Annotated in this window: 21 protein-coding genes; 14 read left to right on the top strand and 7 right to left on the bottom strand. The window is 69.5% G+C overall.

All coding sequences use genetic code 11. From position 1 onward, the window contains the following. Positions 1-101: 101 nt before the first annotated feature. Positions 102-788 carry an alpha/beta hydrolase gene (locus ODE13_RS02200; RefSeq protein WP_179542141.1) on the top strand — a complete coding sequence of 229 codons (687 nt, stop codon included), beginning with the start codon at positions 102-104 and terminating at the stop codon, positions 786-788. Here the strand turns inward: ODE13_RS02200 and ODE13_RS02195 are convergent. After that, positions 757-2277, bottom strand: coding sequence for a YfcC family protein (locus ODE13_RS02195; protein ID WP_322477796.1), 1521 nt, complete (start codon positions 2275-2277; stop codon positions 757-759). The genes ODE13_RS02200 and ODE13_RS02195 overlap by 32 nt on opposite strands. Positions 2278-2390: 113 nt before the next feature. Beyond that, positions 2391-2639, bottom strand: a complete 249-nt coding sequence (locus ODE13_RS02190) for an RNA-binding S4 domain-containing protein (RefSeq protein WP_179542142.1) — start codon at positions 2637-2639, stop codon at positions 2391-2393. 84 nt (positions 2640-2723) lie between these two features. Between ODE13_RS02190 and ODE13_RS02185 the strand changes: the two genes are divergently transcribed. The 6 genes from ODE13_RS02185 (at position 2724) to ODE13_RS02160 (ending at position 11748) form a co-directional block, all read left to right on the top strand. After that, positions 2724-3698: a DMT family transporter gene (locus ODE13_RS02185; protein WP_322477795.1), complete on the top strand. Its 975-nt coding sequence runs from the start codon at positions 2724-2726 to the stop codon at positions 3696-3698. A 77-nt stretch (positions 3699-3775) separates the two neighbouring features. Beyond that, positions 3776-4207, top strand: coding sequence for a VOC family protein (locus ODE13_RS02180; protein WP_179542144.1), 432 nt, complete (start codon positions 3776-3778; stop codon positions 4205-4207). Between the two features lie 226 nt (positions 4208-4433). Beyond that, positions 4434-5816 carry a glycine--tRNA ligase gene (locus ODE13_RS02175; RefSeq protein ID WP_322477794.1) on the top strand — a complete coding sequence of 461 codons (1383 nt, stop codon included), beginning with the start codon at positions 4434-4436 and terminating at the stop codon, positions 5814-5816. A 142-nt stretch (positions 5817-5958) separates the two neighbouring features. Continuing rightward, the gene (locus ODE13_RS02170) at positions 5959-6894 is read left to right on the top strand and encodes a GNAT family N-acetyltransferase (protein WP_322477793.1); all 936 of its coding nucleotides are present in this window, start codon (positions 5959-5961) and stop codon (positions 6892-6894) included. Between the two features lie 48 nt (positions 6895-6942). Then, the gene (dusB, locus tag ODE13_RS02165) at positions 6943-8160 is read left to right on the top strand and encodes a tRNA dihydrouridine synthase DusB (protein ID WP_322477792.1); all 1218 of its coding nucleotides are present in this window, start codon (positions 6943-6945) and stop codon (positions 8158-8160) included. A 21-nt stretch (positions 8161-8181) separates the two neighbouring features. Continuing rightward, positions 8182-11748 carry an ABC transporter ATP-binding protein gene (locus tag ODE13_RS02160; RefSeq protein WP_322477791.1) on the top strand — a complete coding sequence of 1189 codons (3567 nt, stop codon included), beginning with the start codon at positions 8182-8184 and terminating at the stop codon, positions 11746-11748. 7 nt (positions 11749-11755) lie between these two features. Here the strand turns inward: ODE13_RS02160 and bioB are convergent, their stop codons facing one another. Next, positions 11756-12874 (bottom strand): biotin synthase BioB, encoded by a 1119-nt coding sequence (gene bioB / locus ODE13_RS02155; protein WP_322477790.1) that lies wholly within the window; start codon positions 12872-12874, stop codon positions 11756-11758. 153 nt (positions 12875-13027) lie between these two features. On the opposite strand from bioB, the gene ODE13_RS02150 reads away from it, so the two are divergent. Then, positions 13028-14350: a deoxyguanosinetriphosphate triphosphohydrolase gene (locus ODE13_RS02150; protein ID WP_322477789.1), complete on the top strand. Its 1323-nt coding sequence runs from the start codon at positions 13028-13030 to the stop codon at positions 14348-14350. Positions 14351-14375: 25 nt separating this feature from the next. On the opposite strand, the gene ODE13_RS02145 is transcribed toward ODE13_RS02150, so the two are convergent. Further along, entirely contained in the window at positions 14376-14771 is a 396-nt protein-coding gene (locus ODE13_RS02145) for a VOC family protein (RefSeq protein ID WP_179542151.1), read from the bottom strand. A 96-nt stretch (positions 14772-14867) separates the two neighbouring features. Between ODE13_RS02145 and ODE13_RS02140 the strand changes: the two genes are divergently transcribed. After that, positions 14868-15464, top strand: coding sequence for a rhodanese-like domain-containing protein (locus ODE13_RS02140; RefSeq protein ID WP_322477788.1), 597 nt, complete (start codon positions 14868-14870; stop codon positions 15462-15464). 29 nt (positions 15465-15493) lie between these two features. Here the strand turns inward: ODE13_RS02140 and ODE13_RS02135 are convergent, their stop codons facing one another. Both ODE13_RS02135 and ODE13_RS02130 read right to left on the bottom strand, forming a co-directional pair. After that, positions 15494-16078 (bottom strand): YbaK/EbsC family protein, encoded by a 585-nt coding sequence (locus ODE13_RS02135; protein ID WP_322477787.1) that lies wholly within the window; start codon positions 16076-16078, stop codon positions 15494-15496. A gap of 7 nt (positions 16079-16085) precedes the next feature. Further along, positions 16086-16913 (bottom strand): class I SAM-dependent methyltransferase, encoded by an 828-nt coding sequence (locus ODE13_RS02130; RefSeq protein ID WP_322477786.1) that lies wholly within the window; start codon positions 16911-16913, stop codon positions 16086-16088. A gap of 126 nt (positions 16914-17039) precedes the next feature. Between ODE13_RS02130 and dnaG the strand changes: the two genes are divergently transcribed. From dnaG to ODE13_RS02105, 5 genes are all read left to right on the top strand, one after another. Further along, positions 17040-19040: a DNA primase gene (dnaG, locus tag ODE13_RS02125; RefSeq protein ID WP_322477785.1), complete on the top strand. Its 2001-nt coding sequence runs from the start codon at positions 17040-17042 to the stop codon at positions 19038-19040. Between the two features lie 202 nt (positions 19041-19242). Then, positions 19243-21921, top strand: coding sequence for a phosphoenolpyruvate carboxylase (locus tag ODE13_RS02120; RefSeq protein ID WP_322477784.1), 2679 nt, complete (start codon positions 19243-19245; stop codon positions 21919-21921). Positions 21922-21958: 37 nt separating this feature from the next. Then, positions 21959-24076 carry a prolyl oligopeptidase family serine peptidase gene (locus ODE13_RS02115; RefSeq protein WP_322477783.1) on the top strand — a complete coding sequence of 706 codons (2118 nt, stop codon included), beginning with the start codon at positions 21959-21961 and terminating at the stop codon, positions 24074-24076. A gap of 134 nt (positions 24077-24210) precedes the next feature. Beyond that, on the top strand, positions 24211-25245 hold the full coding sequence (locus ODE13_RS02110; RefSeq protein ID WP_322477782.1) for an ATP-binding cassette domain-containing protein: 1035 nt from the start codon (positions 24211-24213) through the stop codon (positions 25243-25245). Next, entirely contained in the window at positions 25242-26108 is an 867-nt protein-coding gene (locus ODE13_RS02105) for an ABC transporter permease (RefSeq protein WP_322477781.1), read from the top strand. Before ODE13_RS02110 ends, ODE13_RS02105 begins: the two co-directional genes overlap by 4 nt. 37 nt (positions 26109-26145) lie before the next feature. Here the strand turns inward: ODE13_RS02105 and ODE13_RS02100 are convergent, their stop codons facing one another. Further along, a complete protein-coding gene (locus tag ODE13_RS02100; RefSeq protein WP_322477780.1) occupies positions 26146-26571 on the bottom strand; it encodes a DUF4870 domain-containing protein in 426 nt (141 codons plus the stop codon).

The raw sequence follows: 26571 nt of genomic DNA, 5'->3' as shown, positions 1-26571 counted from the left end.
CCGTGCCGGCACGCGAGTCCGGTGGAGATGAGAGGATGGTGCGGCCGTCCGGGCGCCCGCGCGCCCTGCCGTCCCCGTCTGAACCTGAGGAGACCACCCCGATGAACCCCGCCCAGCCCGAGCCCGTCGTCGTCTGGTCCCGCGAGGCGGAGGACCGTGAGGGTACCCCGCTGGTGGTGCTGCTGCACGGCTACGGCTCTCATGAGCATGATCTCTTCGGCCTGGTGCCGAGCCTGCCTGAGGAGTTCACCTACGCCTCGCTGCGTGCGCCGGTGCCCATGGGCCACGGCGGCTACACCTGGTTCGACCTCGACCCCGAGCGGCTGGCCTACTCCTCGGCCGCGGCGCGCGACGCCGTCGAGGACCTCTGGGAGTGGATCGCCTCGGTGAAGGACCAGCACACTTCGGTGACGCTTCTGGGCTTCTCCATGGGCATGGCCATGGCGACTTCCCTGCTGCGCGCTCGTCCGCAGGAGTTCGCCGCCGTCGTCGGTCTCTCCGGCTTCGCGGTGGACCCCGGGCAGGCCGAGGACATGCAGGACTGGTTCGACGACGACGCGCTCGCGGCCCAGAAGGTGCCGTTCTTCTGGGGGCGGGACCAGGAGGACCCGGTCATCCCTGAGGCGCACATCGATTACACGCATCGCTGGGCGAACGCCAGGGTGGAGCTGACCAAGGTCCTCTACGCCGGGGCGGGCCACGGTGTCGTGCCGCAGGAGATCACGCATGTCGGCGAGTTCCTCACCTACATGGTGCTCAGGCCCATCCGGTCAGCTGGGCAGCGATGAGGAACCCGATGCCCACCAGTGCCCAGGCGGCGAACAGCGGCAGGTAGAACCGCAGCCACCGCTCCCACCTGACCCCGCCGATGGCCAGGGCCGCCATGAAGTAGCCGGAGGTGGGATAGAGGATGTTGGTGGGTCCGTCTCCGAGCTGGAAGGCCAGCACCGCGGTCTGTCGGGTGACGTCGAGCAGGTCGGCCAGCGGGGCCATGATCGGCATGGTCACCACGGCCTGACCGGAGCCGGAGGGGATCACGAAGTTGAACAGGCTCTGCACCGCGAACATCCCGACGGCGGCCAGCGCGGCCGGCAGTCCGCTGACCGCCTGGGCCAGGGCGTGGACGATGGTGTCGAGCACCAGCCCATCTTCCAGCAGCACCGCCACCGAGCGGGCGACACCGACGATGATGGCGCCCTCGAGCACGCTGCGCATGCCCTCGGAGAAGGCGCTGGAGATGGTCGAGGGCCCCAGCCCGCTGACCATGCCGATGATGACCATCAGCAGCAGGAACATCCCCGCCATCTCGATCATGAACCAGCCCTGGCTGGAGACGCCCCAGACGGTGACGCCCAGCACCGGCAGGCTCAGCACCAGAGCGAGTCGCTGGCGCCCGGACATCCGGGGGGCGGTCCGGGTGGCGCCGGCGCTGTAGAGCCGACGCTTCTGATGCTCCTCGGGATCGTCGTGGATGAGTCCGGACGCTGGATCGGCCGCCACTCGACGGGCGTAGCGGACGGTCCACAGGCTTCCCAGGACGACGAGCGTCACCAGCAGCAGAGTGCGCAGTCCGGCACCGGAGAAGGTCTCGATGCCGGCGATCTGTTGGCCCAGTCCGGTGTTGATCGGGTTGAGGACCCCTGCGGTGAAGCCGGCGGTGGTGCCGATCAGCGCGATGGCGACCGCGGTGACCGAGTCATACCCGAGGGCGAGGACCACCGGGATCAGCACGGGGATGTAGACCAGCGCCAGTTCCTGGGTGCCGATGAGCGTGGCGATGGTGGCGAAGACGGTGATGAGGACGGGGATCAGCAGCAGCCGTCGGTGGGCGAAGGCCCGCAGCAGCCGGTCCAGGGCATTCTCGATGATTCCGGTGCGGCGGACCACCATGAACGCCCCACCGATGACGAAGGTGAAGAAGACGACCTCTCCGGCGTCGACCAGGCCGCGCGGGATCGCGGTGAGGAAGTCCAGGAGGCCGGTGGGGGAGGCGGCCACTGCGCTGTAGCTGCCCGGGTCGATGACCTCGCGTCCGTCCGGGCCTTCGACCCGCGCGTACTGGTGGGCCGGGATCAGGTGGGTGGCCATGGCCGCCAGGGCCGAGAGGCAGAACAGCACCACGTAGATGTGCGGCATCCGGAAGCCGCGGCAACGGGGCCCCTCAGGCGGAGCGCTGGTCTCCGGGACGCCGTCCTGGAGGTCTCCGGGGACGTCGGTGCCCGGGGCAGGGCCAGGTGTGTCGCTGGTTCGTGCTGAGCTGGAATCCGTGGCTGACATCGGTGACCGGTCCCTCCTGCACGGTGCGTCACCGTGCCTCGGGGAGTCACATTAGGGAGGCGGTGTTTCGCAGGTGTCACACCGCGAAGAAGCAGCGGTTTCCGCTGAGGAGGTCACTCCGCGGTCGGTGTGAGGCGGGCGCTGGGGAGGCCCAGCTCCTCGCCGTCGAGCCGCACCACCTGGCCTCGGCGCACCTGCCGACCGCGGCGGGTCTCGACCTCATCGTCGACTGTCACCGCGCCGGCGGCGATCACCTCGCGGGCCATCACGCCGTCCTCCACGACGCTGGCCAGCTTCAGCAGCTGGCCGAGCCGGATGGACTCGTCACGGATCGGAACCTGCTCCACGTCATCAGCGCTCATGGTGTCAGTCTCTCCCAGCGGACCGGGCGCTGGCGAGTCGGGGCGGTCCGCCCACCGATGCCAGGTGCCGCTAGGGTGAGGCGCATGAGCGCAGTCGATCAGTCTCGGCGGTCCTTCGCCGCATGGGTCGGGTTCCTCCTCACTGCGGTGGCCGCCGGTGCGGCCATCCCCAGCCAGGGGCGGGTGAACTCGGAGCTCGCCGCCGAGGTGGACGACCCCTTCCTCGCCGCCCTCATCTCTTTCAGCACCGGACTGATCCTCATGCTGGCCATCGCCGGCCTGACCCCGAGGGGACGCCGCACCCTCCGTGAGGTGCGTCCGGCCCTGCGGCGCGGGGAGGTCCGCTGGTGGTACCTGCTCGCGGGCTGCATCGGCGGGTACTTCGTGCTCGCCCAGTCGTTGACGATCGGGATCATCGGTGTGGCCGTCTTCACCGTCGCTGTGGTCACGGGCCAGACGCTCGGGGGCCTGCTCTGGGATCGCATCGGTCTCGGCCCGGCCGGTCGGAAGCGGCTGAACACTGTGCGCGTGCTCGGAGCGCTGCTGACCGTGCTGGCGGTGCTGTGGACCGTCTCTCCGCAGCTGGGTGGACACACCGGGGCCTGGACCTGGCTGCTGCTGGTGATCGTCCCGCTGACCGCCGGATTCACCAACAGTGCCCAGCAGGCACTCAACGGACGACAGTCCGCCGCCTACGGCAGCCCTATCCCTGCCACGCTGATCAATTTCGTCGCCGGCACGGCGGTGCTGGTCATCGCCTATCTGGTCAAGCTGCTGGTCAGCGGGGCGGGGGAGGCGCTGCCGTCCACCCCCTGGTTCTATCTCGGGGGCCCACTCGGCTGCGTGTTCATCGGCCTGGGCGCGGTGCTGGTGACCCGGGTGGGGGTCCTGCTGGCCGCCATGGGCATGATCGCCGGGCAGCTCATCGGATCACTCATGCTGGACCTCGTCGCCCCGGCCCCGGGCACAGTGATCACCACCGCCACGGTGCTGGGCACCCTGCTGACCCTCGTGGCGGTCGTCATCGCCTCCCTGCCGGACATCCGACGCACACGGTGAGCGGTCGGAGGAGGGTGACCCGCGCGGACGAGGGTCAGTAGACTCGCTGTCCCGATCCGGGCCGGAAGGAGGCTGCGATGGAGCAGGGCATCCATATCATCACGGTGGCCACGCGTGACCTGGTCGCCGCACGACGCTTCTACGTGGGCGGCCTGGGCTGGCGGCCGGTCTTCGAGCTCGCCGGGGAGATCCAGTTCTACCAGGTGGCTCCGGGGCAGGTGCTGGGGCTCTTCGACGCGGAGATGCTCAGCGAGGACATCGGCGACGGGCGGGACCACGGCACCCCGAGCGGGTTCACCCTCGCTCACAACGTCCACGACGCCGACGCCGTGCACCGCACCGTGGAGCGCCTCGAGCGTGCCGGGGGCACGGTGCTCAAGCACCCTCAGCCCGCCGCGGTGCCGGGCATGCTGCACGCCTATGTGCAGGACCCGGTGGGTGTGGTGTGGGAGATCGCGTACAACCCCGGCTGGCGGGTGGAGGAGGACGGGGCCGTCGTCTTCGACTGAGGTGCGGGCCCGTGCTGCCGTCTGTCCCCGTCGAATTCATCTCTCCCCGTCGAATTCGGCGGGGACAGACGAACTCGCCGGGGACAGAGAGGTGGCGACGCCGAGGGGTGGCGCGCTCGACGCCGAGGGGCCGTGACGGGCGCCGGGGGAATCGGCGGGGCGCCGTCCGGCGCGGTAAGCTTTCCCCCGTCTGTCCCGTCCCCTCCGACCTGAGGTGTACCGCCCTATGGCCCCCAAGACTGCCCTCGACCACGTGATCACCCTGGCGAAGCGTCGTGGCTTCGTTTTCCAGTCCGGTGAGATCTACGGGGGATCACGGTCGGCGTGGGACTACGGGCCACTGGGCACGGAGCTCAAGGAGAACATCAAGGCCGAGTGGTGGCAGACCTTCGTGCGCGGCCGCGGCGACATGGTCGGCCTGGACTCGGCCATCATCCTCCCGCAGGCCGTCTGGCACGCCTCCGGACACGTGAAGACCTTCACCGACCCGCTGGTGGAGTCCCTGCACACCCATAAGCGCTACCGCGCCGACCACCTGCTGGAGGCCTACGAGGCCAAGCATGGTCACCCTCCGGCCAACGGCCTGGACGACATCAGGGACCCGGAGACCGGCCAGCCCGGCAAGTGGACCGAGCCGCAGCAGTTCTCCGGCCTGATGAAGACCTTCCTGGGACCCGTGGACAACGAGGAGGGCCTGCACTACATGCGGCCCGAGACCGCCCAGGGCATCTTCGTGAACTTCTCCAATGTGATGACCTCCGCCCGGAAGAAGCCGCCCTTCGGCATCGGCCAGGTGGGCAAGGCCTTCCGCAACGAGATCACCCCCGGCAACTTCATCTTCCGGACCCGCGAGTTCGAGCAGATGGAGATCGAGTACTTCACCCACCCGGACGAGGCCGGCCACTGGTTCGACCACTGGGTCGACGCCTGCTACGACTGGTTCATCCGCCTCGGCCTGAACCCGGAGAACCTGCGCAAGTTCGACGTCCCGGAGGACGAGCGCGCCCACTACTCGGCCGCCACCATCGACCTGGAGTACCGGTTCGGCTTCCAAGGCTCGGCCTGGGGCGAGCTGATGGGCATCGCCAACCGCACCGACTATGACCTGAGCTCCCACATCGAGGCCTCCGGGGAGAAGCTGCAGTACTTCGACCCGAAGACCGAGGAACACTACACCCCCTACGTGATCGAGCCCTCCTTCGGCCTGACCCGTGCGATGATGGCCTTCCTCGTGGACTCCTACCACGAGGAGGAGGCCCCCAACGCCAAGGGAGGCGTGGACGTGCGCACCGTGCTGAAGCTCCACCCGAGGCTCGCCCCGGTGAAGGCCGCAGTGCTGCCGCTGTCCAAGAAGCCGGAGCTGGCCGAGCCCGCCCAGCGCCTGGCCGACGAGCTGCGCCGCAACTGGAACATCGAGTACGACGAGGCCGGGGCGATCGGCCGCCGCTACCGCCGTCAGGACGAGATCGGCACCCCGTTCTGCATCACCTATGACTTCGACACGCTCGAGGACCAAGCCGTCACGATCCGCGACCGCGATGAGATGACCCAGGAGCGGGTGAGCCTGGACCAGGTGCAGGGCTACCTGGCCGCCAAACTGCTGGGCTGATCGAGGCCCGGCCGCGGGCCCGCCACGCGGCAGGGCCCGGGTCGGCCGCGCCCATCTTGCCGTCACCCTGCGGCAGGACTAGACTCGCGTGGCTGATCAACCCTGCGCGCCCGCGCAGTGGCACGCATTCGAAGGACACGCGATGAGCACCACGCACGACACGGACCGGCTGACTCTTGAGTCCGGTCTCACCGTCCGGCCCTGGGCCGAGGGCGACGATCTCGCCCTGCTCCAGGTCTGGGGCGACCCGGAGAACGCGATGCACCACCAGGACCGCGCCCTGCTGCGGCCCTCCTCCAACGACCCGTGGTCGCGGTGCATCGTCGCCGAGGACCAGGGCGTCCCGGTGGCCGCGGCCACGATCCTGCGATCCTCGCTGCATCCGGACAAGCTGTCCTTCTACGCGGAGGTCGCCCCGGACCATCGCCGCCGGGGGGTCGCCGCTGAGCTGCTCGCCGTCCTCGAGGTCGAGGCGGGCAACTGCAGTGCCACGGGTCTGAAGGCCCGCTGCGCGAAGCGCTCCGCGGCCCAGTGCTTCCTCAAGGACAACGGCTTCTCCAAGATCCAGACGACTCGTCGGATCGTCGTCCAGGCTGGTGCCCTGCGCCTGCCGGACCTTGAGGGCACCGGACTGGACCTCCAGGAGATCGCCACCGGCTCGGTGGAGCTCAGCCGCCTGGTGGCTGAGTACTACAACGCCGTGCACGACTGGGATCGAGCCGAGATGACCATCGGCAAGGCTCAGCAGCTGCTGCTCGACGACACCACCGGTGCCTCCGGGGCGGTGATCCTGCGGGACGTCTCCGAGGACGGCGACGGCGCCATCCGGGCCTTCGCGGTCAGCTACACCCCGGAGCGCACGGAGGATCCCGCTGATGTGCTGATCGGTTGGAACCCCGAGCTCGGTGAGACCGAGGCGGAGGACCATGTCCGTTCGCTGCTGGCGCTGCTGGCCGCCCGCTATCCCGTGGAGCTCGAGGTGGACGACTCGATGGCTCCCCTCAAGGTCGTCACTGAGGAGCTGGTCGCCGCCGGCGACGCCGAGGTCGACTTCGAGGCCATCATCTACGCTCGCTGACCACCCGGAGCTCCCCTGTTCTCCTGGCACCCCCACCGACCGGACACCATGACCGCACAGACTCTCCACGACGACCGGACCCGCGCTGAGACGCAGGCCGGCTCCGCCGACAGCCAGGCCTTGCTGCCCCCGCTGCAGCTGGGCCCCATCACTGTGGACACCCCGGTGGTCCTCGCGCCCATGGCCGGGATCACCAACACGGCCTTCCGACGGCTATGCCGCGAACACGGCGGCGGCCTCTATGTCAATGAGATGGTCACCGCCCGGGCGCTGGTGGAGCGGCGCCCGGAGTCGATGCGGATCATCAAGCATGAGCCCGACGAGCGGCCCCGCTCCATGCAGCTCTACTCCGTGGACCCGGTGACCACCGGGCATGCGGTGCGGATGCTCGTCGAGGAGGACAGGGCCGACCACATCGACCTCAACTTCGGCTGCCCGGTGCCCAAGGTCACCCGCAAAGGCGGCGGCTCCGCCCTGCCCTGGAAGATCCGGCTGTTCGAGTCCATCGTGTCGACCGCCGTCCGGGAGGCCTCCCGGGCGAACATCCCGGTGACCGTCAAGATGCGCAAGGGCATCGACGAGGATCACCTGACCTGTCTCGAGGCCGGCAAGGTCGCCCGCGACGTCGGGGTGGCTGCCGTCGCGCTGCATGGTCGCACCGCGCGGCAGCACTACTCCGGGAAGGCGGACTGGGACGCTATCGCGGCCCTGCGTGAGTCCCTGCCGGACATCCCGGTGCTGGGCAACGGAGACATCTGGTCCGCTGAGGACGCGGTGCGCATGGTCGAGCAGACCGGAGTGGACGGCGTCGTCGTCGGACGGGGCTGCCAAGGGCGCCCCTGGCTGTTCGGCGATCTTCAGGCCGCATTCGAAGGCCGCGAGGAGCGACACCGCCCCGCGTTGCCCGAGGTCTCGGCGACGCTGCTGCGTCACGCGAAGCTGCTCATCCCGTACTTCGACGGCGACGAGCGTAAGGCCATGCAGGACATCCGCAAGCACGTGGCCTGGTACTTCAAGGGCTATCCGGTCGGTTCGCAGCTGCGCACCCAGCTGGTCACCGTCGACTCGCTGACCATGCTGGAGGACCTGCTCGGTCAGCTGGACCAGAGCATCGGCTACCCCGGGGCCGACGTGGAGGGTCCGCGGGGTCGCGCCGGGTCCCCGAAGAAGGTGCACCTGCCCGAGGACTGGCTGGCCTCCCAGGAGCTCAACGAGGCTCAGCGCGAGATGATCGCCGCCGCAGAGGTCGACACCTCCGGAGGCTGAGCCGCCCGCGGGGCGGCTAAAATGATTCAGGTGCCCGCTCCGCACCCTGCCCCTGACTCTCGCCGCATCTCCTGGAGGCGGCTCGCCAGCCCGCTCAGCGGACTGGCGGTGGTGATCCTCGCCGTCGCGATGGTGGCGCAGTCCCTCGCCACGGTCGTCTCCGGGCGGCTCGCCGATGGCCCGACTCTCCACGGGGTGGTGATGCTCGGCGTCCTGATCGTCGGAGCGGCGGTCGTCCAGGTGGCTGCGCAGGTCTCCTGGGCCCATGTGATCGACCGGGCCGCCGGCACGCTGCGCCGTGACCTGCTCGCAGCAGCCTTCGCCCAGCCGCTCAGCGTGCTCAGCGAGCAGGCGGTCGGCGAGGTCCTGGACCGGATCGACGACGACACCAACGCCATCAACAACCTCATGCGGGAGCAGTGGTGGGGGATGATGGCCACGGCCCTCGGCGCGGTGCCGCTCTGGATCGTCGCGGGGCTGATGTGGTGGCCGGCCGGGATCATCATGCCGGTGCTCGTGGCCGCCACCCTGCTGATGGTCCGTCCGCTGTTCGCCGTCATCGCGCACCGCAAGGTGATCAACGAGCAGTCCTGGACCGACCACGCCGCGGCCTTCGAGGAGGTCGTGTCGGCCCGTGACGACCTGCGCACCAGCGGCGGCCAGGCCTTCGCCATGCGTCGGGTCACGGCGTTGGCCGCGGAGATCCACCGTACGTTCCGCCGGATGATCGTCAAGGAGGCGGACCTGATCCTGCGCTCGCAGACGGCGCTGCAGGCGATGTTCGCCGGGATCCTGATCGCCGGCGTCTCGCTGGTCACCACCGGCGGCATAGAGCTGCCGCAGCTGATCACCTTGGTGCTGGCCACCACTCTGCTGATCGGACGGGTCGGTGAGCTCGTCAACCAGCTGCCTCAGCTGCAGGAGGGGCTCGGGGCCATCACCCGCGTGAAGCAGATGATGCAGGTCGACCCTGAGCCCGACGGCGGCGCCGGGCTCCCCGCGTCCCATGCCCTGGAGTTCCGCGGTCTGCACTTCTCCTACCCGGAAGGGGCCTTCGCCCTGCAGGACGTCTCCCTCAGCGTGGAGGACGGCGAGACCCTGGCCCTGGTGGGACGCACCGGATCGGGCAAGTCCACGCTCGCCTCGCTCGTCACACGCGCCACCGAGCCGCCGAAGGGCACTGTGCTCCTCGGCGGCAGAGATGTGACCGGCATCGATCTTCAGCAGCTGCGCCGCGGCATCGGAGTGGTCACCCAGCGCACCGAGCTCCTCTCCGGCACGTTGGAGGAGAACATCTCCCTCTTCGCGCCCATCCCTCGGGAACGCGTGGAGGCCGCCGTCGAGGAGCTGGGCCTCACCGACTGGGCGGCACGGCTGCCCCAGGGGCTGGACACCCGCATGGGCGCCGGCGGGGTGACGCTGTCCGCCGGGGAAGAGCAGCTCGTCGCCTTCGCGCGGCTGTTGGTCCGGGACGTTGCGGTGGTGATCCTCGACGAGGCCACGGCCCGGATGGATCCGCTCACCGAGCGCCGGGTCATCCGAGCCTCGGAGCGGCTCCTTGCCGGGCGCACGGGGCTGCTCATCGCCCACCGGCTCACCACCGTCGCGCGCGCGGACAGGGTGGCGGTGCTGGACCATGGACGGGTCATCCAGCAGGGCAGGTACGGCGAGCTCGCCGCCGAGGTCGGCCCCTTTCAGGAGCTGCTGGAGGCCTCGAGGGAGCGCCACGGATCCATGGACGGCGATCCTGTGGACGGCGATCCTGTGGACGCGGCCCTTGGGCACGCCGAGCCCGAGGGCGGCCTCGAGGACGCCGAGACCACGGAAGCCGGGCTGGCCGGGCCGGTGACCATCGGCGGGGCGCGCAGGAGGACCGAAGCACCTCCGAAGACGGTGACCGGGGACGGGCCGAGCCTGACCCGCGCGGTGCTCGCCGCCTTCGGGCATCTGCCGCGGTGGGGCCTGTTCGGCATGCTCATGTTCCTGCTCATCGCCCTGTTCTCCCCGCAGGGGCTCATCACGAACTGGCTGTGGGGGCGCATCGCGGACTCCTTGGCCTCAGGCCGGGAGGATGTGTGGGGTCTGGTGATCCTGCTGACCGGCGCCTCTGTGCTGATCATGCCGGCGGTCTTCGCCCTGGGCGTCAATCTCTATCCCCGCTGGTGGGTCTCCTGCCTGTCCCGGCATCGGACGCGCGTCCTCGCAGGCCAACTCGGTGAACCCCGGCTGGAGACCACTCCGCCCGGCGAGGTCGTGGCCCGCGCCATGGATGGGGACCGCATCCAGGACTACGCCGACCGCTGGGCGGATCTGTGCAACGCGATCATCATCGTGCTGCTCTCTGTCCTGGTCTCGGGCACCTGGTGGGTGGGCGGGGTGCTGGCCAGCGTGCTGATCGTCTCCGCTGCCGCCTCCTGGGCGGGTCGTCCTGCGGCAGGACGTTCGGCCAAGCGCGCCGCCGATGCACGGGTGGAGTTCGGACGAGTGCTGGTCTCCGCGCTCGACGCCGCGCGGACCGTGAAGCTCTCCGCGGCGACCGCGCCGGTGAGCCGTCATCTGAACGCCGTGGACAGCCGTCGGGTGGACGCACAGGTCCGCGAGCATCGGATCCAGGCTGTCCTCGACGGCGTGCCCGGACTGGTGATCGCCGCCGGGGTGACCTTCTCCTGGGCCATGCACTTCACCGGCGCCTGGGGGCTGGCGACGACGGTCCTAGCCTCGGGAAGCGTGATGGGCTTCACCTGGTACGGCCTCTGCGCGGGCTCCGTGGTGACCAAGGCGCCGGGAGCTCGGGCCTGGCAGGTCGCCACCCAGCGGCTGGCGGGCGGGCAGAGCATCTATCGCCGGGTGGACGGCGTCCATGAGCTGGCCGGCTGCGCACCCCCGCCCGGGGACGAGCAGCATGATGAGTTCCGCAGTCTGACCCTGCAGGGCTTCTCCGCGGTCCACTCCGACGGCATCATCGGAGTGGAGGATGTGGACCTCACCGTCACCAGGGGCGAGCTGATCCTCATCCTCGGTGGCATCGGATCCGGGAAGTCCAGCCTTCTGCGGAGCCTCGCCGGCCTGGTGCCGCACCGTGGGAAGATCCTCTGGAACGGCGCGGAGGTCACCACGGACACCTTCCTGCGGCCCCGGCGCGTCGCCTATGTCGCCCAGATGCCTCGCGTGCTGTCCGGGACGTTCGACGACAACATCCGGCTCGACCATGATCGTGGGACATCCGAGGCTGTCCGCATGGCACGGATGGAGCAGGACATCTCCGATGCCGGAGGTCTCCACGCCGTCGTGGGACATCGGGGAGTGCGCCTCTCCGGCGGCCAGGTGCAGCGCCTCGCCACCGCACGTGCGCTGGCCACAGGCTCAGAGCTGCTGCTCGCGGACGACGTCTCCAGCGCCCTGGACGCATCCACGGAGGTCGAGCTGTGGCAGGCGCTGCGGGAGGAGGGCGTGACAGTGATCGGCTCGACCTCCAAGCGTGCGGCGCTCGCACGCGCCGACCGTGTCGTGATCCTGGAGGCCGGCCGTGTCGTGGCGGTCGGCCCCTGGCGGAGTCTGAGCCTGAAGTGGGCCCATCTGGCCGGCTGAGGCGGCCTCAGGCGTTCGGCGCCGCCTCCGTGCCGGCACCGCGACGGCGGATCGTCGGTGAGTCCGAACGGGAGTCTGGGACCTGGGCGCCCACCACGGTGAAGCCGGCGTCGCGGATCATCGTCAGGTCGTCCTGGGCCCCCTGCCCCTCCGAGGTCAGGTAGTCACCGAGGAAGAGGGAGTCGGCCACCTGCAGGGCCACCGCCTGGAGGCTGCGCAGGTGCATCTCGCGGCCTGCGGCGATGCGGATCTCCTTGTCCGGGCAGGTCATGCGCGCTACCGCGAGGATCCGCAGACAGGCCAGGGGGGTGAGCTCCCAGCGTCCCGCCAGCGGGGTGCCGTCGAAGGGCATCAGGAAGTTCACCGGGACGGAGTCGGCGTCGAGCTCGCGCAGCGCGAAGAGTGCCTCGACGAGCTGCTCGTCGGTCTCGCCCATGCCCACGATCAGCCCGGAGCACGGGGAGAGACCGGCGTCGACGGCTCGCCCGATGGTGGCGAGGCGATCCTCGTAGGTGTGGGTGGAGCAGATTTCCGGGTAGTGCGAGCGTGCGGTGTTGAGGTTGTGGTTGTAGGCGTCGACTCCGGCATCCCTGAGCCGGTCAGCCTGGTTCTCCTTCAGGAGCCCCAAGCAGGCGCAGATCTCGACCTGCGGGTGCTCCTGCTTGAGGCGCGCGGCGATGGTCCCCACCCGGTCGACGTCGCGCTCGGCAGGACCCGTGCCCGAGGCGACCAGGCACACACGGCGGGCTCCGGCGGCGACGCCGTGCCCGGCCTGCTCCACGGCCTGTTCGGGCTTCAGCCAGGTGTACTTCAAGATCTGGGCGTCGGTGCCCAGACGCTGGGAGCAGTACGTGCAGTCCTCCGGGCAGAGGCCGGTCTTGAGACTGACCAGGTAGTTGAGCTTCACCTGCGTGCCCCGGTGGTGATGGCGCAGTCGGGAGGCGGCGGCGACCAGGGTGAAGGTGTCGGCGTCCGGGGAGCGCAGCAGCGCCAGTGCCTCGTCCGCGTGCAGACGGTGGCCGTCCAGGATCTGCTGGGCGAGCTGTTCCGGCCTGAGCCCGTGCCGGGCGTCGATCGGCTCGGCGGTTCCAGCGGTGGGCCGGGTGCAGCACGCGGTGGTGGTCATCGGCAGTGTCTCCTTCAGGGGGGGGCGACCGGTGAGCAGAGGCACAGTTTGAACAGTGTTCAAAAATGCCGGTGGAATCGAGTGTAGAGCACTCTGCGTCAGTGGCGCCCAGACTCCGTTCGGCGGCGTGCCGGGTTCCCGTAGGCTGGACGCATGACTGTGCAGAACGTCGAACGGGTCGAGGCCGGCTATGCGGCGCTGCGGTCCGGGTACCGGCCGGAGGACGAGGAGCGGTGGGTCCCCGAACATGGCAAGTCGGTGTACCGGTCCTCCTTCGAACGGGACCGTGCGCGTCTGCTGCACTCCTCGGCGCTGCGCCGGCTGGGGGCCAAGACCCAGGTAGTCTCACCGGATGCCGACGACTTCGCCCGCACCCGGCTCACCCACTCCCTGGAGGTCGCCCAGGTGGGCCGTGACCTGGGACGCATGCTGGGCTGCGACCCCGACGTCGTCGACGCGGCCTGCCTCTCCCATGATCTGGGCCACCCGCCCTTCGGACACAACGGCGAGTCCGTGCTCAACGAGCTCATGGGTGACGCCGGCGGCTTCGAAGGCAACGCACAGACCCTGCGCCTGCTCACCCGGCTGGAGACCAAGCGCTTCCACGCCGACGGACGATCCGCCGGGCTGAACCTCACCCGAGCCTCGCTGGACGCCGCCGTCAAGTACCCCTGGCGGCAGCATGAGGCGCCGTCCCGAGCGGACGGGACCCGCAGTCCGAAGTTCGGCGCCTATGAGGACGACGTCGAGGTGTTCGCATGGATCCGCGCGGGTGTCCAGGGTCGTCGCCAGTCCATGGAGGCCCAGGTGATGGACGCGGCGGATGACATCGCCTACTCGGTGCACGACGTTGAGGACGGGATTTTCTCGGGGCAGTTCCAGCTGCGCTTCCTGGAGGTCCCGTTGCAGCGCAAGCGCGTGGTGCAGGTGACCAAGGAGTGGTACCTGCCTGGGACTGAGGAGGACCGCATTGAGGAGGCTTTCGACCGGCTCTCCGCGATGGACGGATGGGTCCGGGAGTCCGATGGTTCGCGTCGATCCCTCGCCGCCCTGAAGAACATGACCAGCGAGCTGATCGGCCGGTTCTGCGGCGCCATCTACATCGCCACCCGCGAGGTCCACGGGGACCGACCGCTGGTGCGTCACGAGGCCGATCTGGTGGTGCCTCAGGAGACCGTGGAGGAGATCTCCGCGATGAAGGGGCTCGCCGCGGCCTACATCATGACCTCGGAGCAGCAGAAGCCGGTCTACCTGCGTCAGTCTGAGGTGCTCGAAGCGCTGGTGACGCTGCTCTCCGAGACGGAGGAGCGCTATCTGGAGCCCATGTTCCGGCAGGACTGGCGGGATGCCGAGGACGACGTCGCCCGCCGTCGGGTGATCATCGACCAGGTCGCCTCACTGACCGATGGCGCAGCCTTGGAGTGGTACTACGCGCTGGTCCAAGGTCGGCCGTTCGCCAACCGGCTCTTCGGCTGAGCTCCGCGCTAGGTCGGTCCGCGGCTCAGGAGGCCGCCACCTCCGCCTCGGAGCGGAGCACGCAGAACTGGTTGCCCTCGGGGTCGGCGAAGACCACCCAGCCGGAGCCGGGGCCGTGGATGCCCCGGCGATCGGCGACCTCCACCGCGCCGAGGGCACGCACCCTTTCGATCTCCGCATCCCGCCCGCCCGTCCGGGGCCTGAGATCCAGATGGATCATCGGGGCCTGCGCGGAGGCGTCCGGCACCTGGAGGAAGAGCAGCTGGTGTCCGGTGCCGGGGTCGATGATCATGCAGTGATCATGCCCCGGCTCGTTGGGGTCCCCAGGGATGTCGGTGTAGTCCAGCAGGCGCTTCCACCATTCGGAGAGGGCGTAGGCGTCGGTGCAGCTGATCGTGGTGTGAGAGACGAAGCAGGTCATCGGCACAGCGTAGACCGTGTGATGTCGCAGGGGGATGGGCGCTAGACTCGGGGTCGACCGTCACCAAGTGAGCACCCCGTCAGGTTGGAGAATCCCATGACCTCCGCGGATCCCACGACCATGCTGAGCGCCGAGGAGCTGCAGGACATGCTCGTCGAGGGCGCTGAGCCGCTGATGCTGGATGTGCGTTCTGCTGCGGAGCACCGCGGCGCCCGCATCCCCGGTTCGGTGCTGGTCCCCGAGGACCTGGTTCGCGCCGAGACCCAGGCGCTCGCCGAGGCCTTGGATGAGGCGGACCGACCCGTGGTGCTGCTCTGCCAGGCCGGGCCGCGCTCTCAGCAGGCCCATGATCGGCTGGTCGGCGCCGGGGCTGAAGGGCTCCGGGTGCTCGACGGCGGCCTGGTTCGCTACCGCGCCGTGGCCGGAGACGGCGCCGTCGAGCTGGGCTCAGGCCCCTGGGCGATGGAACGCCAGGTCCGCATGGCGGCCGGCTCGCTGGTGCTGGCCGGGCTGGTCGGCGGGCGCTTCCTCGGTCCGAAGGCCCGCGTGGTGTCCGGAGCGATCGCGTCCGGGCTGATCTACTCAGCCGCCTCGGACACCTGCGGGATGGCGAAAGTCCTGGCCCGGATGCCGTGGAACCAGAGCCAGGACGCACCCATCGGCGTCCAGGACGTCCTGACTCGGCTGAACTGAGCCCCTCAGGTTCGGAACACCGCGGGCGCTCAGCCCGGCGGCGCGGTCCTGGTGATGTCGGCGGTGACGACGTCATAGGCGGCGAACAGCGCCGCAGAATCGACGAACAGGCTCAGCCCGGCGGCTCCTGCGCCCATGGCGATGCGCCCGGTGATGGACTCGTCGGCATAGATCGGCCAACGGACGCCCTCGGCGCTCTCGGCTCCGAAGGGCGTGATCGTGCCGGGCCGGTGCCCGGTGGCCTCCACGGCCTCCTCCGGGGCGGTCATGGACATCTTCTTCATCCCTGCGAGGCGCCGCAGTTTGGCCCAGTCGACCTGCCGGTCCCCGGGGATCAGGGCGAGCACGTAGCTGTGCTCCTTGGTGGTCTGGGTGACCTTGGCTCTGGCCACCAGCGTCTTGACGATCTCCCGAGGTTCGACGCCGATGGCTGCGGCGGCCTCCTGGAGTGAGTTCGCCTGGCCGCGCCGGATGAACCGCAGGTGGACCCCATGGGCGTCTGCGTCGCGGAGCAGCCGCTCCACCGAGGCGCGGTCCTCCTCGCTCAGCATGGCACCTGCCGGTCCGACGGCGGCGAGTCCGGCGGTGGCTGCGTGATCCGGGGTCGTCTCCATGACGGGGTCAACCCGAGATCGCTGTCCCCGATTCCCCGTGCGCTGAGCCCGCGGCCAGCACGAGCGTCGCGAAGCCCATGTACCCGTGGTGTCCGCGGAGCCAAGAGCCGCGCAGGGTGTCGAGCCGCTCGCGCAGCGCAGGGGCCTCCGGATGATCCGGGTTCTCCAGCAGCCACTCTTCCTGGTTGCGGGTCATCCCACACTCGAAGTGATTCCATTCGTCGACGGTTGCCTCGTGCAGGTCCAGAAGGCGCCAGCCGGCCTGGGCGGCGGCCTCGACGACGTCGGGCAGCAGGTGGCTGTCGGATAGGGACGCGCCCTCCCACATCTGGGCCAGGCGGTCCTGGTCCGGCAGCCTGGCCCAGTGGTCGACGCCGAAGAGCAGCCGTGTGCCGGGGGCGGCGAGTCCCCGCAGCCGCAGCAGCGCTGCGGCGGGGGAGCCGCCCAGTGCGTGCCAGGAGCCGAGGCAGATCAGGGCATCGGCGCTCTCGGCCGTCCCGGCCAGCTCCACGCCGTCCTGCACGCGCAGCTCCACGCGGTCCTGGACGCCCAGTCGTGCGGCGCGCTCCTGGCCGCGGAGGATGTCCTGCTCCTCGAGGTCGACGCCCAGGCCGTGGGCGCCGGGCACCGCCATCACCGTGCGCAGCAGCTGCTCCGCCCAGCCACAGCCGACGTCGATGATCCGGCGCGGTGAGATCTCGGTGAGCTCGGTGATGAGCTGCTCGGACCGGGTGACGCTCATGGGGGAGCCGAAGGCGAGATCGAGGCCGTTGACCGGAGGTCCTGAGGGCCCGGTGGCGTCCTGGGATGTGATCGGTGTCTCCATGTGAGGCATGGGCGGACCCTATCCGGGGCCGCGCACCGGGTGCCACCCCTGGGCGGTCGTGCCGGTTCACCACCGACGTCGTGGGCCTGTGGACAACAGGCGCGAGGATTTGCCACGACTGGCTAGAGTTGTCCTGTGGCAGGACTGATCAAGCGTGAAGACATCGACGCCGTGCGCGAGCGTGTCGACCTGCGCGAGGTCGTCGAGCAGTTCGTGACGCTCAAGGGTGCGGGCATCGGCTCGTGGAAAGGGCTCTGCCCGTTCCACGACGAGCGCACTCCCAGCTTTCACATCCGCCCCCATGTGGGCACCTACCACTGCTTCGGCTGTGGCGAGTCCGGCGATGTCATCGCCTTCCTGATGGCACTGGAGCACACCTCGTTCCAGGAGACGGTGGAGCGGCTGGCGGAGAAGGCCGGGATCACGTTGCGCTACGAGGACGGCGGCACCGGGCCCACCAAGCAGGAGGTCGGCCGCCGGCAGCGCCTGCTGGACGCACACAAGATCGCCGACGAGTTCTTCCAGGCCCAGCTGCAGACCCCTGAAGCGCAGATCGGCCGGGAGTTCCTGACCGGGCGTGGCTTCACCCGGGAGCACGCCCAGCAGTTCTCGGTGGGCTTCGCGCCCAAGAGCTGGGACGCTCTGCTGAAGCATCTGCGTGCCCAGCGGTTCCACGATGAGGAGGAGCTGCGGCAGACCGGGCTGTTCTCCGAGGGGAGCCGTGGACTCTACGACCGTTTCCGGGGCCGCCTGATCTGGCCCATCCGGGACATGACCGGCAACACCGTGGGGTTCGGCGGCCGACGTCTCTTCGAGGACGACAAGGGCCCGAAGTACCTGAACTCCCCGGAGACCCAGATCTACAAGAAGTCGCAGGTGCTCTACGGCATCGACCTGGCCAAGCGGAGCATCGCGAAGAAGCGTGAGCTGGTCGTCGTCGAGGGCTACACCGATGTGATGGCCTGCCATGTGGCCGGGGTGGACACCGCGGTGGCCACCTGTGGCACCGCCTTCGGCGAGGGGCACGTGAAGATCTCCCGGCGGCTGCTCTCCGACGACGGCGGAGGCGGAGAGGTCATCTTCACCTTCGACGGCGATGAGGCCGGTCAGACCGCCGCGCTGAAGGCCTTCAAAGAGGACCACATGTTCCTGGCCCATACGTTCATCGCGATCGGGCCCGAGGGCATGGACCCCTGCGATGTGCGCCAACATCGCGGTGATGACGCGGTGGAGGAACTCATCCGCTCTCGGCGGCCGCTGTTCGAGTTCGCGATCCGTGCCGGCATGAAAGACTACGACCTCTCCACGGTGGAGGGGCGGGTCGGGGCGCTGCGCTACGCCGCCCCGGTGGTGGCCGGCATCAAGGACTCGGCCCTGCGCCCGGCCTACACCCGGGAGCTGGCAGGTTGGCTGGGCATGGACATGGATGACGTGGCCCGCGCGGTGCACCAGTCTCGCGGGCAGGCTCCGCAGCGCGGCGGCTCCGCAGGGCAGGGCCCTCAGCGCGGGCAGCAGCGCGGACCCCAGGAAGCGCCTGGCGGCGACGTCGGGCACCAGCATGCCCACGTCCCTCCGGAGGACATGTATGCCCCCGGCCCTGAGGACTTCGGTGAGCCGCATCCTGGCCGGGGCCCCGGGACCGCCTCCCGGGCGCAGCAGTTCCCCCGGCCGGACACCCGTGACCCCGCGGTCATGATGGAGCGGCAGGCTCTGGAGGTGATCATCCAGCACCCCACCCGGCTGACCGCCGAGCAATGGGAGGAGATCTTCACCGTCCGTTTCACCGCCCCGGCTCACGCGGCGGTGCATGCGGGGATCCGCAGTGCAGCCGCCTCGGCCACGGACCCGCGGAACTGGGTCAGTGCGGTCAGCGAGGAGGTGCCGCAGCCGCTGCGCTCTCTGGTCGGGGAGCTGGCCCTGGCCCAGCTTCCGGCCCGCACCGAGGACGGCGTCGAGGCCTACTGCCAGTCCATCCTCAACCGCCTGGTGGAGCTGAAGATCACGCATCAGAAGGCTGATCTGCTGGGGCGGCTGCAGCGCATGGACCCGGCGGCGGACCCGGAGGAGTATCAGCGGCTCAACCGCGAGGTCATGGAGCTCGAACGGCGCCGTCGCGCACTTCGCGCCGAGGACTGATTCAGCCTACGGACCGCAGGCTGCGCCGTCGTCGTGAGGCCCGCGCGCCGTCTCGGCATGTGGCCCTCCACGTGCTGTGGATCTCATCACAGGCGCGGGGCTTGGTACCGTGGACTACGCTTCTGCGTGACGACGGGGTCGCGCGCACCTCCCTCATGTACATCTCGCGGAGTCTCTCCGCGGCCAGACACAGGAGATTCGCATGCCCCATCAGTCCCTGGCACCTGCGCGCACCCGCATCGCCGCCACGCACGAGATCCCCGAGGCCATGCGTCGCGACGTCGGCCTCCTCGGCGAGCTGCTCGGGCAGGTCCTCACCGAGTACGGCAGCCCTGGCCTGCTCGAGGACGTCGAGGCGCTGCGGGAGCTGACCATCGCCGCCCTGGAGGACGCCGACGGCCAGATCCTGGCGCGGGCCGAGGAGCTGGTCGAGTCGTTCTCCGCGGACCGGGCCAAGGAGGTCGCCCGCGCCTTCACCTGCTACTTCCTGCTGGCCAACCTCGCCGAGGAGCAGCACCGCATCCGCACCCTGCGTGTGCGGGACGGAGAAGTGCCGCTGGAAGAGCAGCAGCCGGCGGACTCCGTGGCCGCCGCGTTCGCGCACCTCCGGGAGGAGGTCGGCCAGGAGGAAGCCGAGCGCAGGCTCAGGGAGCTGCGCTTCCACGCGGTGCTCACGGCCCACCCCACGGAGGCGCGCCGCAACGCGATCGCCGCATCGGTGCGTCGCATCGGGGACCTCGTCGATCGTCGGGACGACCCGCGCATGGGCACCGGCGCGCTGGCGCAGAACCGTCGTGAGCTGCTCGAAGAGATCGACAACATGTGGCGCACCGCCCAGCTGCGGGTGTCCAGCCCATCCCCGCTGGACGAGGTGCGCACCGCGCTGGCAGTCTTCGACTCCTCCTTCTCGAAGGTCTTCACCCGGGCCTACCGCCGCATGGACGACTGGCTCCAGGGTCAGGCGGGCGGCACCGCAGCGCCCAAGGCGCCGGCCTTCATCCGGCTGGGCTCCTGGATCGGCGGCGACCGGGACGGGAACCCCAACGTCACCGCCTCGATCACCCGTGCCGCCGTCGCACAGGCTGCCGACCGGGTACTCGGTGACCTGGAGGCGCGTGCTCGCGCCGTGGGGCTGGCGATGACCCTCGACGACCGCTACACCCCGCCCAGCGACGAGCTCTCCGCCCTGTGGGGCCGCCAGCGTCAGCTTTCGGAGGAGCTCACCGACCAGGCCGCCCAGCACTCTCCCCGCGAACAGCACCGCCAGGTGCTGCTGGCCGTGGCCGGCCGCCTGGCCGCCACCCGTGCCCGCGACGCGGACCTGTCCTATGACGGACCCGAGGAGCTCATCGCCGATCTCCGGATCGTCCAGGCCTCGCTGGTCTCCGGCGGGGCGACGCGTGCGGCCCATGGTGATCTGCAGGAGCTGATCTGGCAGGTGGAGACCTTCGGCTTCCACCTGGCCGAGCTGGAGGTCCGCCAGCACTCCAAGGTGCATGCCCAGACCCTGGCCTGGCTCGAGGACCCGGAGGGTGCCGGGAAGACGGCGGTGCCGGGAGAGGAGGTCATCGAGACGTTCCGTGCGATCGCCTCGGTGCAGCAGCGCTTCGGTGTCGACGCCTGCCGACGCTACATCGTCTCCTTCACCCAGTCCGCGCAGAACCTCGCCGACGTCTACACGCTGGCGGAGAAGGCCCTCGGCGGGGTGGAGAACGCCCCGGTGCTCGATGTCATCCCGCTGTTCGAGACCTATGAGGACCTGCAGAACGCTCCTCGGATCCTCGAAGAGATGCTCCAGCATCCTGCGGTCCAGCGCCGGCTGGAGCAGACGGGTCGTCGCATGGAGGTCATGCTCGGCTACTCGGACTCGGCCAAGGACGTCGGCCCCGTGGGCGCCACGCTGGCCCTCTACGAGGCGCAGGAGAAGATCGCTGCATGGGCGGTGGCGAACAGCATCTCGCTGACCCAGTTCCATGGACGGGGAGGCGCCCTGGGACGCGGCGGCGGCCCGGCCAACCGGGCGATCCTCGCGCAGCCGCCGCATTCGGTGGATCTTCGGTTCAAGGTCACCGAGCAGGGAGAGGTGATCTCCGCGCGCTACGGCCACCCGGAGATCGCGCTGCGCCACATCGAGCAGGTCGCCGCGGCCACGCTGATGGCCTCCGCGCCCTCGACCGAGCAGCGCAACGCCGAGGCTGCCCGACGGTTCGCTCCGTTGGCCGAGAAGATGGACGCGGTGTCCAGGCGACGCTTCCACGGGCTGGTCGACGCCGAGGGCTTCGCCCCGTGGTTCGCCCAGGTCACCCCGCAGGACGAGGTCGGGCTGCTGGCCATCGGCTCCCGCCCGGCCAAGCGCGGCCTCTCCGTGGAGTCCCTGGAGGACCTGCGAGCCATCCCGTGGAACTTCGCCTGGGCGCAGGCGCGCATCAATCTGACCGGCTGGTTCGGGTTGGGCTCCGCGTTGGAGGCCGTGGGGGACCTGGAGGAGCTGCGCGAGGCCTATGCCGAGTGGCCGCTGTTCCGGGCGCTGATCGACAACATCGAGATGTCGCTGGCCAAGACGGACCGGCGGATCGCCGAACGATACCTGAACCTCGGCGACCGCGAGGACCTGGCCGGCCTGGTCCTCGAGGAGCTGGACCTGACCACCAAGTGGGTGCTGGCCATCACGGACCAGTCGCGCCTGCTGGAGGACCACCGGGTGCTCGGACGTGCGGTGGAGCTGCGCAATCCCTACGTGGACGCCCTCTCGCTGCTGCAGCTGCGGGCGCTGCGGGCCCTGCGGACCACCGAGCTCGACGACGCCGAGATCGAGGATCCGCGGAACCTGCTGCTGATCACGCTCAAGGGCGTGGCCGCGGGCCTGCAGAACACCGGCTGAGCCGCGGGCACCGGCGGCCGCCAGTATGATGTCCCCCATGGCCGTTACCTCGCGCAACCGTTCCGCACCGCCGCTCATCACCCCGGAGCACGACCCTCACCTCTGGCTGGAGGACGTCACCGGCGAGGACGCCCTGTCCTGGGTGCGTGCGCGCAACGCGCGCGCAGAGGCGGAGCTGGTCGACGAGGAGTTCATCGAGCTGGAGTCCAGCATCCGGGAGATCCTCGACGCCACGGACCGCATCCCGGGAGTTTCTCGCAGGGGTGAGCACCTCTACAACTACTGGACCGACGCAGAGCACCCGCAGGGCCTGTGGCGCCGGACCACCCTGGAGTCGTACCGCACCGAGGCTCCCGAGTGGGACGTGCTCCTCGACCTGGACGCCCTCTCCGCCGCCGACGGCGTCACCTGGGTCTGGCACGGTGCCACCGTGCTGAGGCCCGCCGCCGAGGGCGAGCCATGGCGCCATGCGCTGATCTCCCTCTCCCGGGGCGGATCCGACGCTGACATCACCCGGGAGTTCGACCTCGTCACGCGAGAGTTCGTCGACCCGGCGGACGGCGGGTTCTCCAAGCCCGAGGGCAAAGGATCGATGAGCTGGATCGACGCGGACACGGTCTATGTCGCCACCGATCAGGGGGAAGATGCCATCACCACCTCCGGGTACCCGCGCACTGCTCGCCGCTGGCGCCGTGGCACCCGGCTCGAGGAGGCCGAGCCCGTCGTCTCTGTGGAGCCCGACCACATGGTCGCCGCCGCCGGGCACATCAGCACCCCTGGCTTCGAGCGCGACGTCGCGGTGCGCGTGCTGGGCTTCTACGACAGCGAGACCCTGCTCATCGAGGGGGACGAGCTGCGCCGGGTCGAGGTGCCCACGGACGTGCGGGTCAGCATCCATCGGGACCTGTTCCTGTTCATGCCCCGTACCGAGCTCACCCTGCTGGGGCAGGACTTCCCGGGCGGCAGCCTTGTCGTCGCGGACATCGAGGACTTCATGTCCGGTGAGGCAGAGCTGACCCCCTTGTTCCTCCCGGACGTCTCCACCTCTCTGCAGGACGTCACGGCCACGCCGAGCTGCCTGGTGCTCACCGTCATGGAGGACGTGGTCCACCGCGTGGAGGCCCATGTCCGCATCGGCGAGGGCTCCTCCGCCTGGCGCCGCGAGGACATCTTCACAGACGTCACCGGAACCCTCTCCGTGGCCGCCGTCGACCCCCGGGAGTCCGAGGAGGTCTGGATCACCTCTGAGGATCATCTGAGTCCCACGGCCCTGCACCTGGGGGACCTCTCGGGTCTGCTCGACGGCGGTCGCGAGACCCACGAGGTCCTCAAACGTGCTCCCGAACGATTCGACGCCACCGGACTCACCTCGGTGCAGCGCTTCGCCATCAGCGACGACGGCACCAGGGTGCCGTACTTCCTCATCGGTTCCGCCGAGCTGCTCGCCGAGGACTCCGAGGCGGACCCCCGCCCCACCGTGCTCTACGGCTACGGCGGGTTTGAGATCTCCATGACCCCGGGCTACCTGGCCGTCATCGGCAAGGCCTGGATGGAGTCCGGCGGTGTGTATGCGGTGGCCAACATCCGCGGGGGAGGGGAGTATGGGCCGGGCTGGCACCGTGCGGCGCTGCGGGAGAACCGGCCTCGCGCCTATGAGGACTTCGCGGCGGTGGCGAGGCATCTTGTCACCACCGGAGTGACCACCGTGCCCCAGCTGGCCTGCCGGGGCGGCTCCAACGGAGGGCTGCTCACCGGCAACATGCTCACCCAGTATCCGGAGCTCTTCGGTGCGGTGGTCATCCAGGTTCCGCTCCTGGACATGAGGCGCTTCGCCGACCTGCTGGCCGGGGCCTCCTGGCGGGCTGAGTATGGCGACCCGGAGACCGAGGACTGGGAGTTCATACGGAGCTTCTCTCCGTACCACCTGCTGCGGGAGGACGGTTCCTATCCGGCAGTGCTGCTGACCACCTCCACCCGGGATGACCGGGTCCACCCCGGGCATGCCCGGAAGATGACGGCGGCGCTGGAGTCGCTGGGGGCGGACGTGCGGTACTGGGAGAACATCGAGGGCGGGCACGGCGGCGCCGCCAGCCCGGAGCAGCAGGCGCGGCTGAACAGCGTCATCCATCGGTTCCTCCAGCAGCAACTGCGCTGATCTGCTCCGGGGTCCCAGCCGTCTCAGCCCGGTGGAGGCCGCGCAGCGGGTGTCCGAAACCCTGTACTTCTGAGTACGCCGTACGGTAGGCTGGTCGGATCATCCCTGCCCCCCTGTTGCAGAATGGAGCCCGCATGAGCGTGCTGCCAGCAGATCCGGCCATCGAGACCCGAGGTCTGATCAAGAGCTTCGGCGACACGACCGCCGTGGACGGCGTGGATCTGACCATCCCGCGCGGCGGCATCTATGGGGTGCTCGGGCCCAACGGTGCCGGCAAGACGACCGTGATCCGCATGCTGGCCACTCTGCTGCGCCCCGACGGCGGCCAGGCCACGGTCCTCGGCCATGATGTCTTCGCCGAGCCGGCGGCCATCCGCGAAAAGATCGCACTCACCGGGCAGTTCGCCTCCCTGGATGAAGACCTCACCGGCATCGAGAACCTCGTGCTGCTCGGTCGGCTGCTGGGCTTCACCGCGCGACATGCCCGGCGCCGGGGGCAGGAGCTGCTCGAGGCTTTCAACCTCTCTGAGGCCGCGAGCCGGCAGGTGAAGAAGTATTCGGGCGGCATGCGCCGACGTCTGGACATCGCCGGTTCCCTGCTGGTGACCCCGGAGCTCATGTTCCTCGATGAGCCGACCACCGGGATCGACCCCCGTTCGCGCAACCAGGTCTGGGACATCATCCGCACCCTGGTGGGCTCAGGCACCACGGTGCTGCTGACTACGCAGTACTTGGAGGAGGCTGACCAGCTGGTCGATCGGCTCGCCGTCATCGACCACGGGAGGGTCATCGCCGAGGGCACCCCGGGGCAGCTGAAGGCCCAGGTCGGCTCCGGAGCGCTGACCGTGCGGGTGGTGGAGGCGGCACAGCGTGAGGAGGCCGCCGAGCTGCTGACTCAGACGATCCAGGCGCAGGTGATCCGTGAATCGGACCCGACGGCGCTGACGGCACGGCTCAACGAGGGGTCGCGCGCCGCCGCGGCGCTGACCGCGCTGGAGGAGGCAGGCATCGCCGTGGAGACCTTCGCACTGGGTCAGCCGAGTCTGGATGAGGTCTTCCTGGCGCTGACCGGGAAGAAGGCCCAGCCCGAGGGTGCCGGCGACGACGTCGCTGAGTCCGAGGCCGGGTCCGCCGGGCATGGCGATGAGACGGAGGCGAACATCCGATGAGCACGAACGGGACGACGACGGCGACCGAGGCCGACAGGATCCGCCGCATCTTGGTCAGCCCGCAGGACAGGCCGACCCGTGCCGGGGCGCTGAGCGCCTCGTTGACCTACGGGTGGCGGGCTCTGCTGAAGATCAAGCATGTGCCCGAGCAGCTCTTTGACGTGACGATCTTCCCCATCATGATGACGGTGATGATGACCTACGTCTTCGGCGGGGCCATCGGGGAAGGGCTGGCGGGAGGGGACTCCGATGCGGCGCTGGACGCCTACATCCAGTTCCTCATCCCCGGGGTCTTCGTGCAGACCCTGGTGATGATCACGATGTACACCGGGCTGACGCTGAACCGGGACATCTCCAAAGGTGTCTTCGACCGCTTCCGCTCGCTGCCCACATGGCGTCCCGCCCAGCTGGTCGGGGCGCTGCTGGGAGACCAGGTGCGCTACACCATCGCTGGGGTGATCATCCTGGGCGTGGGCTTCGTCATGGGATTCCGCCCCGAGGGCGGTCTCGGCGGTGTGCTCACGGCCTTCGTGCTGCTGCTGGTGTTCAGCTTCTGCCTCTCCTGGGTGTGGACCACGGTCGCGCTGCTGATGCGCACCGAGCAGGCAGCCATGGGCGTGTCGATGTTCATCATGATGCCGCTGACCTTCGTCTCCAACATCTTCGCCGACCCGGCCACCATGCCCGGCCCGGTGCAGGCCTTCGCCGAGGTCAACCCGGTCTCCACAGTGGTCGCCGCGATTCGGGACCTGATGGAGGGCACGGTGGATCCCGCCGGCATCACGTCCGTGCTGATCTACTGCGCGGTGCTGGTCGCCGTGTTCGGGCCGATCTCGATGTTCATCTACAACCGGAAGAGCTGAGCCGCGCCCCGTCCTGGATCGTCGGAGGTCGGCCGGATCACTTGATGAATCGGATGCTGATCGGGTAGCGGTACGGACGGCGGTTGTAGGCGGCCATGGAGGCCATGATTCCGAAGATGATCGCGCAGATCCACAGGGCGATCCAGAGCAGGATCCCGACGAGGACGAACATGAGGACGACGGAGATCACATAGCCGATGAAGAGCGTGATCTGGAAGTTCAGCGCCTCCTTGCCATGATCGTCGATCAGCCGGCTGCGTTCGCGGAAGACCAGCCACACCACCAGCGGGACCAGCCAGGAGAGGAAGACACCGCCGAGGTGCACGGCGACACCCCACCCCTGCTCCTCCCCGGGGGAGAGTGCCTGGACGCTGGGCTGCGCACCGCCCACCGGCTGCGGGGGCTGCTGCGGGTTGTTCGGGTCGAAGGGCTCAGGCCCCTGCCCGATGGGCTGCTGCGTCAT

Origin of the sequence: Nesterenkonia sp. HG001, assembly GCF_034438835.1 — a bacterium.
GTDB classification, from domain to species: Bacteria; Actinomycetota; Actinomycetes; order Actinomycetales; family Micrococcaceae; genus Nesterenkonia; species Nesterenkonia xinjiangensis.
This window is presented reverse-complemented; position numbering and strand designations above follow the sequence as displayed.